We start from the raw sequence: 13,483 nt of genomic DNA on the forward strand, positions 1-13,483 counted from the left end.
TCATGCACGCTAATTTTTACAATATTCTTCTCGCACCTTATTCGTTACTTATTCATTATTTAGCATAAAATGTAGAAATTTTACTTTTTTTAGCGAAGGCATTTCTTTTTTATGAATTTTTTGTATAATATGTACTACATATATACTAAAAATTTCATTTAGAGATGGAGCCGATTTCAATGTTTGAGCAAGCTATTGAAAAAAAACGTGAAAAAATGATCTATTTTGCTGAACGCTACGGAATGACTTCTCAAAGAACAGTGGATTGTAGCCAAGAACTGGACAGGCTCTTAAATGTAATTTGTCATGTACATACGAATTTCCACCCTACTCAAACGTTCAACACACACACGCAATAACGCGTGTGTTTCTTTTATTTCAAAAAAACACACATTTTATTAGAAACGCCCATACAATAGTAGAAAAGAAAATTTTAAAAACGAAAGGTGTTTTGTATGCCAGCTATGGTCGGACATATCCGCATCGTCAATATTGGATCAAGTGGTATTTTTCATATCGGAGATGTATTTGCGATTAGGCCTATTAGTTACTCACGCGCTTTCGCCGGGGCCGGCTCTTTCAACGTTGGAGATAACGTTTCTGTCTACAATTATCAAAGTGCAACGACTGTCAACGATTCAGATGTAATCGATCAAGCGATAATTGGCTCAACTTAAAGGAGGCGATTGCATTGAATTTGTATGTAAACCAAAGTATCATCATCAACAGTATTAAAATTGATAGCATCACAACCTCTTCTGTATTCCAAATTGGTACTGCTGGAAGTATTAAAGCCCTATCTAAATTTTCAAATACGGGCGGATTTACGGAGCCACTTCGCCCATTACAGGCAAAAGGACAAATTATTTCTATCAAACCATCAACTAGTTCTTCTTAAGACATCCTTGTCATAAATATATAGCAGGAATATTTTTACCCTCCCTATTGAAAAGGAGGTTTCACAAATGAATCAAGATATATATACTTACTTACACAAACTTCAACAAGCTCTTCAAACACAACAAGCAGCCATCCTGAATTTAGAAGATCAAGTACGCCAACTCCAAGAAGAGCTTAACGAATTAAAAAATCGCCCCTCCTCTTCTGTAGGAAAAGTGGAATACAAATTCGATCAATTAAAAGTCGAAAATTTAAATGGTACTTTAAATATTGGCTTAAATCCATTTTCAGCAAAAGGACAACAAATTGAAGATTTTCAAGTGGATACAGAAACATTGAAGGTAAATCCTGAAACCGAAACAAATCCAGACTTTTATCAAGGTATCCTCCAAGAAATGCATCGATACTTAGATGAAGAAGCATATAATCGTATTCTACATTTTGAACAAGAAGAGAGAACACCGCTTGATGAAATGTATCGACAAATGATGGTGGATGACATAAAAAAACAGATGGAGCATCGACTCCCTTATTATTTATCACAAGTTCAATCATATGAAGGTATTTCAACAGATCCAGATTATTTACGAGATATCATTATTCAGGCAATGAAACAAGATATTGACAAAGCCTTTCTCTCCTTTATTCAGCACATACCGGGAAATTTCCGAAAGGAGTAAGTATGTATGAACCTTAACGTTGTAAACCGTGAGTTAAAAGTCGGACAGATTAAAATGAACGGTGTATCGTCGTCCGCACTCTTTTTAATTGGAGATGCCAATCTCCTCATTCTATCTTCTATTCTCGATACACCATTCGAAACTGTTACAGAGGGACCATTTGTACCATTAGTAACAGATGTCCCTCCTACTCCAGGTTAATAAGGAGACTGAGAAATTATGTTGCATCATGTGTCCATTGTCCAAAATGTTTCTATTATTTCTTTAGGGATTACTGCCGTATTTCAAGTTGGAGATGCAAACCAAATGGAATTAAAAAGTAGAGCTCTTGCCGTCCACCGTGAAATTCCTTGTTATATAAGGGGAGAAGGTCGCTTTGATGCTTTTGAAATCTTTACAGATGAACACATTACAATTCCAAAACGAACGACAGATGTAAAATTAAACATTGTAAATGAATGCCCTTTTATTGAAGTTAATAATGTTGAATTGCGGACACTTTTAAATTCTGGTTGCTTTCAAATTGGAAATGTTGATTATGTTTTTAATAACTCTCGTATTATGCAAATCCGCCAATATATTACGGATGAACCTTCCGCACAATAATTCATATAGTAATTAAAAAACTTAGTAAAGTAGGTGGATGGTATGCCTTCGGTTGTAGGAAATCTCGTCGTTCAAAACAGTAACGGCTCTTTCAACTTAGGAGATTTTTATAACGTGTCTCCGAAAGAAAACACGAAAGCCTATAACGGATCTGGAGCTTCCAATGTTGGGTTTGTTGTGAATACTTTTAGCGGTGTTAGTGCAACAAATACGTTTGATTCTGATGTAGCGGATCAAGATCAGATTGGAACAGCGTAAAAAAAGTAGGAGATATTCTCCTACTTTTTTCTTTTATCTAATTCAAATTATTAAAATGAAATTTTAATAAGCAAGAGCTTTACTGTTCACAAATAGTAGTATAAACAAGTAAGTAGTGAAGAGGCACTATTTCATTTTATTTAAATGATAATCCGCTCTCCTCCAAAGCATGTCTAAGCTTCGGCAAAGACGCAGGTCCCATACCATGCAGTTTTAAAATTTCTTTTTCACTATATTTTGAGAGTTCTTCTACAGTTTGAATTCCACGGTGTTCTAATGCCCTTCTTGCTGGCGCTGAAAGAAGAGAGAGAAAACCTTCTTTTGGTTTTCTCTCTTTCTCACAGGTTGGGCAAGTTGGACAATCGCTACTTTTATAGTACTCGTGTCCCTGTTCACAAGTTCTTAACGTTGTCATTTTTTTATAGCTCCTTTCTGTTGTCTATCCTTCAATATTTACAACGTGATTCCCATCAAAGAAGTATAAACATTTCTCTTTCACAGGATGTTGCAAGCTTTTCTCCAGTGCTTTTGCATATAACGAAAGTTGCACTTTATATCGATCTTCTAAAATTGGTTTTGCTTGTTCGAATCCACCTGGGAATTTCCCTTCAATCGTATCTGTTTTGAAGTCGATTAACGTAATGCCATCTTCCTCTTCAATCATGCAGTCGATAACCCCTTGGACAAGAATCGTTTCTTCACTCTTCCCTTGCCAATCTTGATATGCTTCTTTTGCTGCAAGCATCATCGTAAATGGTACTTCACGCTCAACACTTTTCGCCGCTAATACCCTTTTACCTAAGTCACTATCAAAGAATGAAATTACTTTTTCAATCGCTATTTCTTCCGCCTGCTCGAATGTTAATAATTCCTTATTTACCATTGCTGCGATTTGCTCTTGAAGAACTTCAACCGTAATCGGCTTCTTCAAATCAACATGCTGCATAACGGCATGGACTGCTGTTCCACGCTCTGCGTACGTTAACCCTTTTTTCTCCATAAAGCGCGGGCGTGTTTTAATTGGTGCACGTAGTTTTTTAATAAAGGCGTTATCGCTACCTTCTTCAGATTGATAATTTCTCTTTATTTCTGTAACAGACTGCTTCGCACGATGAGATGTCGCATCCTCATATCCGTACTTCCACATTAATCTGTCGTACACTTCTTCTTTCCGTTCACTTTCTAATGGAACAGCCTTTTTCTCACGGAGCGCTTCTAACAATTCTTGTTTCTCTTCTTGAACTGGCTCTGGTGCAAGTAGCGTATTACCGTCCACAACTTCTACTTTCCAGCTAGTGTCATACCCGTAAATTTCACTTGGAATACTTCCTTGTCCTAATTCAAGAAGCATTTCACTATCACGATGTCTATATAATGAAGGTGCAATCCAGTCTAAATAACAAGACGCTCCGGCACGTATGTGATCTGGTAATAACCATTCATTATGTTCCCTCGCATCAAGCCATTTTTCCATTTCCTTATTTGCATCCTTAACTGTTCCGATTAAAATTAACTTCTCTTTCGCACGCGTTAACGCTACATATAATACACGCATTTCTTCCGCGATTAATTCCATTTTCATTTTGCGTTTAATTGCAAGTTGCGATAATGTCGTATATTTAATTCGTTTACGCGGATCGATAAATTGTGAACCGAAACCGAAATCTTTATGCAGTAAGAAACGCTTCATTAAGTCTTGTGTATTAAAACGACGACCGAGTCCAGCTACAAATACGACCGGGAACTCTAGCCCTTTACTTTTATGAATCGTCATAATGCGAACAACGTCTTCTTGTTCACCGAGGGCTCTCGCCGTACCCATATCATCACCGCGTTCTAAAATACGTTCAATAAAACGCAAGAAGCGGAATAACCCTCTAAATGATGTTGCTTCATATTGTCTTGCACGGTCATATAGCACGCGTAAGTTTGCCTGCCTTTGCTTTCCAGCTGGTAAACCGCCAACGAAGTCGTAATAACCTGTCTCACCGTACACTTTCCAAATTAAATCAGAAAGTGATTGTTGACGTGCAAATTCACGCCATCCTTGCAGTAAATTATAAAACCACTCTAATTTATCATGAAGTTCTTGCTCTTCTTCAAGCGGTGCTCCTTTTAAGAACGAGCTCATTACTTCATAAAATGACCCTTTCTTCCCATGAGCACGAAGCGTCGCAAGGTCTTCATCATTTAGTCCCACAATCGGTGAACGAAGTACAGCTGCAAGCGGAATATCTTGCATCGGATTATCAATAACGCGGAATACGTTCATCATAATATTTACTTCTGTCGCTTCAAAATAACCAGTCGCAAGGTCAGCATATACTGGAATTCCTTGCAATTTTAACTCTTCCATAATTTGCGGCGCCCACGGCATCGAGCGGAGTAAAATAACGAAATCACGGTATTGTACAGGGCGCATACTATCCGTTTTACGATCATACACTTCATAACCTGAATCAACCATCGCTTTAATACGCTGCGCCATAAGACGAGCTTCTAGCTGTGCTTTTTCGACTTCTGCACCTTCTTCTCCATCCATTACTTCTTCTTCCGTTTGCTGAATACATAATAGCTCTGCCGCTACATCTTCACCTTCTGGATAGCTAGCACCTAGCTTTAATTCAGCATCAGCATCGTAGTCAATCTCCCCAACTTCTTCGCCCATAATTTGTTTGAAAATAAAGTTCGTACCTGCTAGTACTTCATGACGACTACGGAAGTTTTTCGCTAAGTCAATCTTCATTCCGCCGCCCGATCCTTCTTGTGTGAAGCGTTTATACTTTCCTAGGAATAGTCCTGGTTCGGCTAGTCGGAAACGATAAATCGACTGCTTTACATCACCAACCATGAACAAGTTTCCTTCACTCTCAGAATCTTTCGTTACGAATTTAATAATGGATTCCTGTACAAAGTTCGTATCTTGATATTCATCGACTAACACTTCAGCAAATTTATTACGATATTGAAGCGCTACTGCTGAAGGATTCATTTCACCATTTTCACTTTGTTCACTTAAAATTTGTAAACAGAAATGCTCTAAATCTGTGAAATCGACCATTCCTTTATCTCGCTTCATCGCTTGGAAACGCTCTGTAAATACTTTTACAAGTTGAACAAGCTTTTCTAATACAGGGTGCATATCTTGAAAATCTCGTAAGAAACTTTCAGGTTTGCGGCTAAATAACTCTTCTTGTAATTTCTTTACTTCATCTTTCGCTTTATTACGAAGAGAGTCTACTTGTTTTACAACATCTTCATTGTAATCACTTTTCTTAATACGCTTTAATGTTTGCCACGATACGTTTTGCATCGCTTCATACAATCTTGTCCACGACTCACGAGCAGCTGATGATAGCGTTCCAAGTAAAGCTACATCTGCTTGCAGGGTTTCAACGCGAGGCGCAGGACCGTCAGGAAGCATTGCGAGTTCAGTTGCCTTACGAATATGCTGTTCCGCTGTTTCAAGCTGGAATTTCACATCTTCTAATAAGTAAGAAGCATATACTAAATCTTCAATAGTCTTTCCTTCTACGTCATATGCTTCTACTAATTTATCAAGCCATTTTCCCGGATTTGGATGCGCTCTTGACTCTGTATGAAGCGCTAAAATCATACGTTGTAAGTCATCATCACTACGGTCACTCGTATAACGATCAACAAGTTCAAAGAAGATTGTATTATCTTCGATTCCGTACTCTTCTTCTAATATATCATCTAGCACTTCTTCTTTTAACAATTCATTTTCTGTTTGATTCGCGATACGGAAACGAGGATCAACATCAAGCATGTAGTAATATCCTCTAATGACTTGTAAACAAAATGAATGAATTGTTGAAATGGAAGCTTTATTTAATAGGCTCAGCTGCTTTCTTACGTGCTGAGATCCTGGTTCATCAATTAATACCTTTTCTAACGCTTCCCCAATTCGGTTTTTCATCTCTTGCGCTGCTGCATTCGTAAAGGTTACAACGAGCAGGCGGTCGACATCGACTGGATTTTCTTCATTAATAATCTTCTTGATAATACGTTCAACTAATACTGCTGTTTTACCTGACCCAGCTGCAGCCGCAACTAAAATATCACGTCCGTTCGCTACAACAGCTTTCCACTGGTCATCCGTCCATTGACTACCTTCTGGTTTTTTAGGCCAATTTTCTATCATTCTCCGTCAACCTCCTCTCTTATTTTCTCCATCGCTTCACTATCTTTCATATCTTTTAACGATCGGAACTGATTATCTTCAAGTGACTCATCAAACTGGCAAACAGATTTAAAGTTACAGAACGTACATGCCGCTTTATTCCCCATTTTATAAGGAGCAATATCAATAACACCTTCTGTAATGTCTTTTCCGATATTTTCAAACGTATGGTGTACATATTTCTGTAGTACGTTAAACTCTTGCTCGCTTGCAATACTTGAACGCGCACTAAAGCTACCGTCTTTTTTCAGGCCAGCAGAAATAATATCTGAACTTCCTGTTGAAAGTTTGTTATCCATTAAACGAACAACGTCAGCATCTCCTAGTACGAGTCCTTTCATTTTAAATTTCTTTAATATTTCCTTTTCAATCTCAGCTTCAGATGCGTCACCTTTCATCTCAACAATTGGGTTATGAATATGGAAGTACAGTACACCAGCTGGTGATGCTGCGTGGCCTTTTTTCATCCACGTCTGTGCATTTGAAGTAACAACGTCTAAATACGTTAACATTTGAAGTGCTAATCCGTAATACACTTCCGTTAAATCTAACGCTTTTGAACTTGATTTATAATCAATAATACGTAAGAACGTCCCGTTTTCATCTTCTGCCTTATCAACACGGTCAATACGGCCGACAACTTCCATCTTCACACCATTTGGTAACGAGAATTCCATCGGCGGAAGCGATCCTGTACCACCCATACCGAACGGCACTTCTAAATCAACTGGTACGAATCCGCTTGACTTCGCATGTTCACGAAGAATGATTGACGTACGGAAAATGATTTGTTGTAGTTTTTGTTTTAAATAGAAATGACGGTTTGAACTTAATAAAATTTGTCGTTGTAATAACGGTGCGATTTCTTCTATTACTAAAACAGAAAGATGTTCACACTCTTTTATGGATAAATCCGCCCAAGTGCGGTTTTCACGCAATAACTTGTCCGCAATTTTCTTTAATGCCGCATGGAATAATTCGCCTATGTCTGGCGCATCAAGCTTGAAAATATCACGCTCTCTAAGCGATAAACCGTGCTGCGCAAAATGAGCATATGCACAACGGTTAAATAGTTCCATACGAGAGACGCTTCCTTTAATTGTATCTCCGTATAAATCTCTACTTACTGCTGTACTTAGTTTCTGCGCACGATTTCGATAGAATAAACTTGATAAGACGCGGCTACTTTTTTGTTTCCATTCATCTGAAGTTACGTAGAAATTATATACGTCCCACCAAAAGTCTAAATTCCCTTCAAATCCGTATCGCTTCCACGTTTGTAGTTGCTGCATAACGTAAGATAACGTTACTTCTGGCGTTGCTACATATGAAATTTGTTCTGAACGTGATAAATCGTTTACGTCATTCGTAATAAATGAATCTTTCACATTAGGGAACATTCTTTTTATTTTCTTAATAAAGCTAGACGCAAGTAACGTCTTTCCTTCTTCATCTGCAAGCGGGCATGAAATGTATAACTTCTCAGACGCTCTCGTTACCATTTGATACATAACGAACTGTTCTTCTAACAAAGTTTGTCTTGTCGTTGGCGCTAATTCAATCCCTGCCGCACCAAGAACTTCTCTTTCCTCATCAGAAAGCATCCCTTCGTCCATAGGTGCTGCTGGAATGACACCCTCATTTACACCTATAATAAACGTTGCTTTCACGTCAGATAACCTGGAGTGATCAATATTAGCAATTAACACTTGGTCTAATGACGGCGGAATGTTAGCAAATTGAAGTGCCTCAAGACCTGTCGACATAACGTCAGTAAACATAGAAAGAGACATTTTCTCTTCCCCAAGCATCTCTACAAATGTATCAAGAAGGCTCATTACTTCTTCCCATACTTGTTCATGATCTGTCGCAAATAAGAAATCTCCACTTTCTTCTGCACGTATACGTAATTCTTCTAGTTTCTTCGGAACATCCAGTTCTTCTAAAAACAAGTAAACTGCTTCACACATTTGCATAACTGTCCCTGCACGCTTTAACCTTTTTTGCATGCGAATAACAGGTGTTCTTACAACGTCACGTAGCCTATTTATTTTCTCTTCCATTTCACGTTCACTGTCTGTAATCATCCCGTTCGTATCATCAAGAGAACGATAACGGCGATACATCCATGGATCTTCAGCAGTCCATCTCTTTCCTTGTACACCGTACGCTAAACAGTAATTTTCAAATTCATCCATTTCTTCACGCATCGCTTCTTTTCTTACGTCTAATGGATATAAAAGCTCTGTTTTCACGCAACGGAACACCGCATCATAACGCCAATTCCCACTAATAATCTCGAGTGCAGAACGAATACATTCTACTAATGGGTGGTGTGACATCGGGCGTTTTTCATCGATGAAGTGCGGGATATTATAATCTGTAAATAACGTTCGCATCACATCGTAATAACTTTCCCCATTACGAAGAAGCACTGCAATATCTCGGTAACGATATTTTTCATCCGCGACAAGTTTACGAATTTCACGAGCAACACCTTCTACCTCCGCTCGTAAATTCGCAGCTGTACTAATCGTTACACTCGCTTCACCGTTAAATTTCTCATTCGGACGCGCTTCATAATGAGCTTCTAAATGCGCTAATGCCGGAGAATGAAAACGCGGCTGTTCTATAAGTGGAATTGTTTTTTCAATTTCTATTTTCTCTTCACGCGCTACTTGTTTTATTTTTTCATACGTTAACGTCGTTTCATAAAATAAATCGAGTTCATTTACTGGCTGCGCTAACGTTTTTTCATCTATCGTTAACGTGATCGTCACTCTCGCTCCACAAATCATAAGCTGCCTTAAAATCTCTAACTCTTGCGGGGAGAATGAATGAAATCCATCTATATAAATTTCCGCACCATTTACATATTCAGACTGCGGAAGCTTTTCCACTAGCAATTGCAGGTAGTCTTCTGAATCTAAGTATTTTCCAATTAAAGCACGCTCAAAATCATCATATAGTAACTGTAAATCATACACTTTATTCGCTAGTAACTTTTGTTCGGCACTGCTACTATGCGCATCTAATTGTTGCCACATTTCATATACGTTAGATGGCGTTACATTGTAACGTTTAAACTCTGCAATCATACTGCCAAGATGTTCAAAGAAACCGTTTTGCTCCGCTGCTTTTTGGAACACCGATAATCCATCTTTACGAGACTCTACAATTTTACGGAGTAACATATGTACACCAGCTTCATCAATATGAAGACGACTCGCTCCGCCAACTTCTTGCAGCACCTTCCACGCTAATCGTGAAAAACTAAAAACTTGTGCCCGAATAGAACCTCTTACATCCTCACTTCCAATTAACGCCTGCTGCGTCTGGAATGTCATCTGTTCTGGCACAAGATATAATATTGTTTTCCCTCTCGGGCGCTGTTTTAACTCTTCTTGCACTTCGCGTAAACAAAGTGTACTTTTTCCACTTCCCGCTCTACCAATCACAAATCGAAGTGACATGTAACCCCACCTTTCACTTACATAACGAACGTTAGTTTGCTACTATAATTGTATTATAGTACACGAAAAAAGACAAACTGAGTTGTTTGTCTTTTCTATACTTCTACTTCATTATATCAACCTTTTGAAAAATTCGTTTGCACCTCTTGAATTGGCCAATATCGCAAATCAACTTTCCCGACGACTGTATCAGCTTTTACAAAGCCAAAGTGTCTACTATCCCAGCTCCCGAGCCGGTTATCACCTACTACAAAAATAAACCCGGGTGGCACCAGCTTTTCTTTCGTTAACTCTTCTAATTTAAAATCGCCTGTTAGTTGCCTTCCATTTATCTCTTTCTTATACTTCTCTAAATACGGCTCATCAATAAATTGTCCGTTTATATATAATTTATCATGCCTATATTCAATATGATCTCCAGGTAAACCGATAATTCGCTTTACATAGTCCTCTTTTTTATTCGCATGAAACACCACAACGTCAAATCTGTTCAAGTCCCCAACTTGATAACTCACCTTATTTACAACGAGCATATTGCCATCTTGCAAGGTCGGCATCATTGACTTCCCCTCTACAACATACGTTGAAAAGAAAAACGTTCGAAAAAATACAGCTAATAATACACCAATTAAAATTGTTCGTATCCACTCTATGCCTTCTTTTTTCAAAGTTTTCTTCATCTGCTTCTCCCCTTATCCTTTAATAATGAAGCCTACACTTATAAAGAAGACTATTCTTACTGTAATTCTAACTTTACTTCAATTTTCTTACCGACATACCATAAAATAAAAATACCAATCGCTACAATGACTGATTTCACCGGATTATGAATAAATGACATTAAATCATGACCGATATACGTTAAAATAAAAATCATCACAAGCTTTCCGAATGCTAACGCTAGCCCAAACTGTTTTACACTAATTCGGGATAAACCAGCGACAACATTTATTAGCGCTGACGGTGTAAACGGAAAACAAAATATAACAAAAATCGGTGCGAATCCTTTCCTTTCAATCCACCCCATTGCTTTTCGTACTCTCTCATGCTTATTTACAAACGAAAAGAAACGACTGCGGCCAAAATGGCGGATGATGAAAAAGACAAGTAAGGCACCCATTACTGATCCAAGCCATGAATAAAGAAAACCGAGCCAAAAGCCAAATGCAACAGCATTCGCCAGTACAAATACAATAAGCGGTAATGCTGGAATCAACGCCTCTATCATCGGTAAACCAATACCAAGAAGTGGTCCGAACGCTTTATAACTCTCAACAATATGATCCATATTTTCTGGTGAAAAATACTCTTTGATTGTCTGAAAATCCATTCTACACTTTACCCCTTTACTCTAAATACTATCCCTACTGTATCATCGCTTATATGAAAGAGGAAATGGTAGATACGACATATGGAGATGTATTTATTAAAGTTTCCATATCTTTCATAAGAATTCCTTCATTATTTAGCTATGATAATCTATCAATATTTGACAAGATATTACATATTAATAACACCCTATCCAACAATATTCTTATATCCCTTCAAAAATAGTATATTGCAAATAATTTATTTAACTATAAAAAAATAGTATTTTTTACATTTTTTATTAAAAAAACACCATAAATCCGTTATACTTAATATAGCAATATATTTATTTTATGTTTTTAGGAGGAAATACTTTGAAAGACACAGTAAAATTATTAAAATGGGTTACTGGTGCCTTAGAGGCTTTACTGGGAATACCTGTACTCGGAGGAACTATTGTTGTTTCTTTACTTTGGTTACCACTTCTTTTCATGCTAGTATTACATATCGTTACTTTAGTATTGGCTAAAAAAGCTAATATGAGTGCTAACGGTAATGTGCTAGGAATTGTAACTTCTTGCCTTGCATGGATTCCGTTTGTAGGAATGATTTTGCATATTTTATCAGCTATCTTCATTATGATGGATGCTGCCCGTAAGGAAGAAACTTATTAATATTTAAATAGCAAAAAAGCTGTCCTAGAATGTCGCTTAAAGCAACATTCTAGAGGCAGCTTTTTCTATATTACACTTCATCTTCTCTAACAACATACACCTTCTCATAAGCGGGTCTTAATGTTGATTCCTCTTTTTTATCAATCTCTTTAAAACAAGGGCTCCCTTGTTTTTTCCTACGATCTTCATATTCAGTACGTAATTTCGCTGTACGATTTTGTTGATTTTCAAAACTAGTTTTTGATATTTCTAATTTCACAGCAAAGCCATTTATAAATCTAATAATAAGATTTCCATCTTTTAATTCTTTATTACTTTCAATATAAAAATGAGACAACCAAGCGCACTCTTTTCTAGAGTAAGAATAGGTAGGAAAAAAATAAAGTTGATCTGTAGGACTAATCGCAATTGGTGCTTTATGTGTAATATGAGTTAACTCTTTCGTTCCTTCTTTTCTGCCTAAGAAACTCGAGCCATGCTTGCGGCAACTTCTTTCTATAATATCTAGAGGTTTTTGAAATACGAAAAAAGAATCATTCATTTCAACGACTCGAGTAACAATTTTCTTTTCACTTAGAATAACAGGAAGTAAGGCCATCGTATTTTTCGTTACAACATAATTTTCGACATAGCGTTCCACTTTACTTTCCATGCTCTATTATCTCCTTTTTTCCATTTATATTAGCAGCTGCATATATAATTTTAGCACCTATGAAAAGAAAACGGATTGCATATTCCACTATTTTACATAGATTTATTATTTATCAACCATTCTTTAAATTTAAAATTAACTATATAATAATAAAAAGATAATAATGTACACAAAAAACATTTATACTACTATAAATATTTGAAATCACTTCCTCATTTCACATCATTACAACAACTAACTTTGCTATAATTAAAATATAAATCCAATATATGGAGGGCCACTATGGAAGAAAAAGAAATCCAACCATCGATTCAAATGAAAAATAGCAGCGTCATTATCGTGAAAAACTCAGCTAGCATTATATTCGGTTTATTTTTCATTCTGCTATTCTTTGCTAAACCGTTTCGTAAATCAAAATGTCCAGAATGTAAAAAACGTGAGAAGAAAAAATCAGGGCAAGAACAATAAAAGGCCTTCCTTTATGGAATGCCTTTTTACATTTGTAGTATCATTTTATTTATTCTTCTTCACTCTAAAAAACTATATTTTCTTCCAAGGTTCTCTACATCTTTTTTGATTTGTAATATGATCCTTATCTAAAACATGAGAAAAAGTATTTGTACTTGTTACTCGCTTTTAATTTTTATTAATAACTTCAAATTTGTACACCTTTATCCATCACTAATAATTCGTTAATTAGTTAACTTTATAATATAAGTTTTGTATAT

At 36.8% G+C, this 13,483-nt stretch carries 15 protein-coding genes; 9 read left to right on the forward strand and 6 right to left on the reverse strand.

Annotation, left to right across the window (positions count from 1 at the left end):
* The first annotated feature begins 179 nt into the window (after positions 1–179).
* The 7 genes from MR170_RS05545 (at position 180) to gerPF (ending at position 2,444) form a co-directional block, all read left to right on the forward strand.
* The gene (locus MR170_RS05545) at positions 180–359 is read left to right on the forward strand and encodes an aspartyl-phosphate phosphatase Spo0E family protein (RefSeq protein WP_048565003.1); all 180 of its coding nucleotides are present in this window, start codon (positions 180–182) and stop codon (positions 357–359) included.
* Between the two features lie 96 nt (positions 360–455).
* Positions 456–677, forward strand: coding sequence for a spore germination protein GerPA (gerPA, locus tag MR170_RS05550; protein ID WP_001111187.1), 222 nt, complete (start codon positions 456–458; stop codon positions 675–677).
* 14 nt (positions 678–691) lie between these two features.
* On the forward strand, positions 692–898 hold the full coding sequence (gene gerPB / locus MR170_RS05555; RefSeq protein ID WP_001055456.1) for a spore germination protein GerPB: 207 nt from the start codon (positions 692–694) through the stop codon (positions 896–898).
* A gap of 67 nt (positions 899–965) precedes the next feature.
* Positions 966–1,580: a spore germination protein GerPC gene (gene gerPC / locus MR170_RS05560; RefSeq protein ID WP_242307595.1), complete on the forward strand. Its 615-nt coding sequence runs from the start codon at positions 966–968 to the stop codon at positions 1,578–1,580.
* A gap of 6 nt (positions 1,581–1,586) precedes the next feature.
* Complete coding sequence (gerPD, locus tag MR170_RS05565; RefSeq protein WP_001052807.1) at positions 1,587–1,781, forward strand: spore germination protein GerPD; 195 nt, start codon at positions 1,587–1,589, stop codon at positions 1,779–1,781.
* Positions 1,782–1,799: 18 nt separating this feature from the next.
* Positions 1,800–2,186 carry a spore germination protein GerPE gene (locus MR170_RS05570; protein ID WP_016082499.1) on the forward strand — a complete coding sequence of 129 codons (387 nt, stop codon included), beginning with the start codon at positions 1,800–1,802 and terminating at the stop codon, positions 2,184–2,186.
* Between the two features lie 42 nt (positions 2,187–2,228).
* Complete coding sequence (gene gerPF, locus MR170_RS05575; RefSeq protein WP_001141570.1) at positions 2,229–2,444, forward strand: spore germination protein GerPF; 216 nt, start codon at positions 2,229–2,231, stop codon at positions 2,442–2,444.
* Positions 2,445–2,580: 136 nt separating this feature from the next.
* On the opposite strand, the gene MR170_RS05580 is transcribed toward gerPF, so the two are convergent.
* The 5 genes from MR170_RS05580 to MR170_RS05600 form a co-directional block, all read right to left on the reverse strand.
* Positions 2,581–2,859: an RNA polymerase alpha subunit C-terminal domain-containing protein gene (locus tag MR170_RS05580; RefSeq protein WP_016082500.1), complete on the reverse strand. Its 279-nt coding sequence runs from the start codon at positions 2,857–2,859 to the stop codon at positions 2,581–2,583.
* A 24-nt stretch (positions 2,860–2,883) separates the two neighbouring features.
* Complete coding sequence (gene addA / locus MR170_RS05585; protein WP_242307600.1) at positions 2,884–6,609, reverse strand: helicase-exonuclease AddAB subunit AddA; 3,726 nt, start codon at positions 6,607–6,609, stop codon at positions 2,884–2,886.
* Positions 6,606–10,121 (reverse strand): helicase-exonuclease AddAB subunit AddB, encoded by a 3,516-nt coding sequence (addB, locus tag MR170_RS05590; RefSeq protein ID WP_242307605.1) that lies wholly within the window; start codon positions 10,119–10,121, stop codon positions 6,606–6,608. Before addB ends, addA begins: the two co-directional genes overlap by 4 nt.
* A gap of 116 nt (positions 10,122–10,237) precedes the next feature.
* Positions 10,238–10,801 (reverse strand): signal peptidase I, encoded by a 564-nt coding sequence (lepB, locus tag MR170_RS05595; RefSeq protein WP_016082503.1) that lies wholly within the window; start codon positions 10,799–10,801, stop codon positions 10,238–10,240.
* Between the two features lie 56 nt (positions 10,802–10,857).
* On the reverse strand, positions 10,858–11,451 hold the full coding sequence (locus MR170_RS05600) for a TVP38/TMEM64 family protein (protein ID WP_043936619.1): 594 nt from the start codon (positions 11,449–11,451) through the stop codon (positions 10,858–10,860).
* Between the two features lie 352 nt (positions 11,452–11,803).
* On the opposite strand from MR170_RS05600, the gene MR170_RS05605 reads away from it, so the two are divergent.
* Positions 11,804–12,103 (forward strand): hypothetical protein, encoded by a 300-nt coding sequence (locus tag MR170_RS05605; RefSeq protein WP_000655757.1) that lies wholly within the window; start codon positions 11,804–11,806, stop codon positions 12,101–12,103.
* A gap of 70 nt (positions 12,104–12,173) precedes the next feature.
* Here the strand turns inward: MR170_RS05605 and MR170_RS05610 are convergent, their stop codons facing one another.
* Positions 12,174–12,755 carry a competence protein ComK gene (locus tag MR170_RS05610; protein ID WP_075720553.1) on the reverse strand — a complete coding sequence of 194 codons (582 nt, stop codon included), beginning with the start codon at positions 12,753–12,755 and terminating at the stop codon, positions 12,174–12,176.
* A gap of 282 nt (positions 12,756–13,037) precedes the next feature.
* On the opposite strand from MR170_RS05610, the gene MR170_RS05615 reads away from it, so the two are divergent.
* A complete protein-coding gene (locus MR170_RS05615) occupies positions 13,038–13,223 on the forward strand; it encodes a hypothetical protein (protein WP_000391373.1) in 186 nt (61 codons plus the stop codon).
* Positions 13,224–13,483 lie beyond the last annotated feature (260 nt).

The organism is Bacillus cereus group sp. BfR-BA-01524, from assembly GCF_022662595.1.
GTDB lineage: Bacteria > Bacillota > Bacilli > Bacillales > Bacillaceae_G > Bacillus_A > Bacillus_A thuringiensis_S.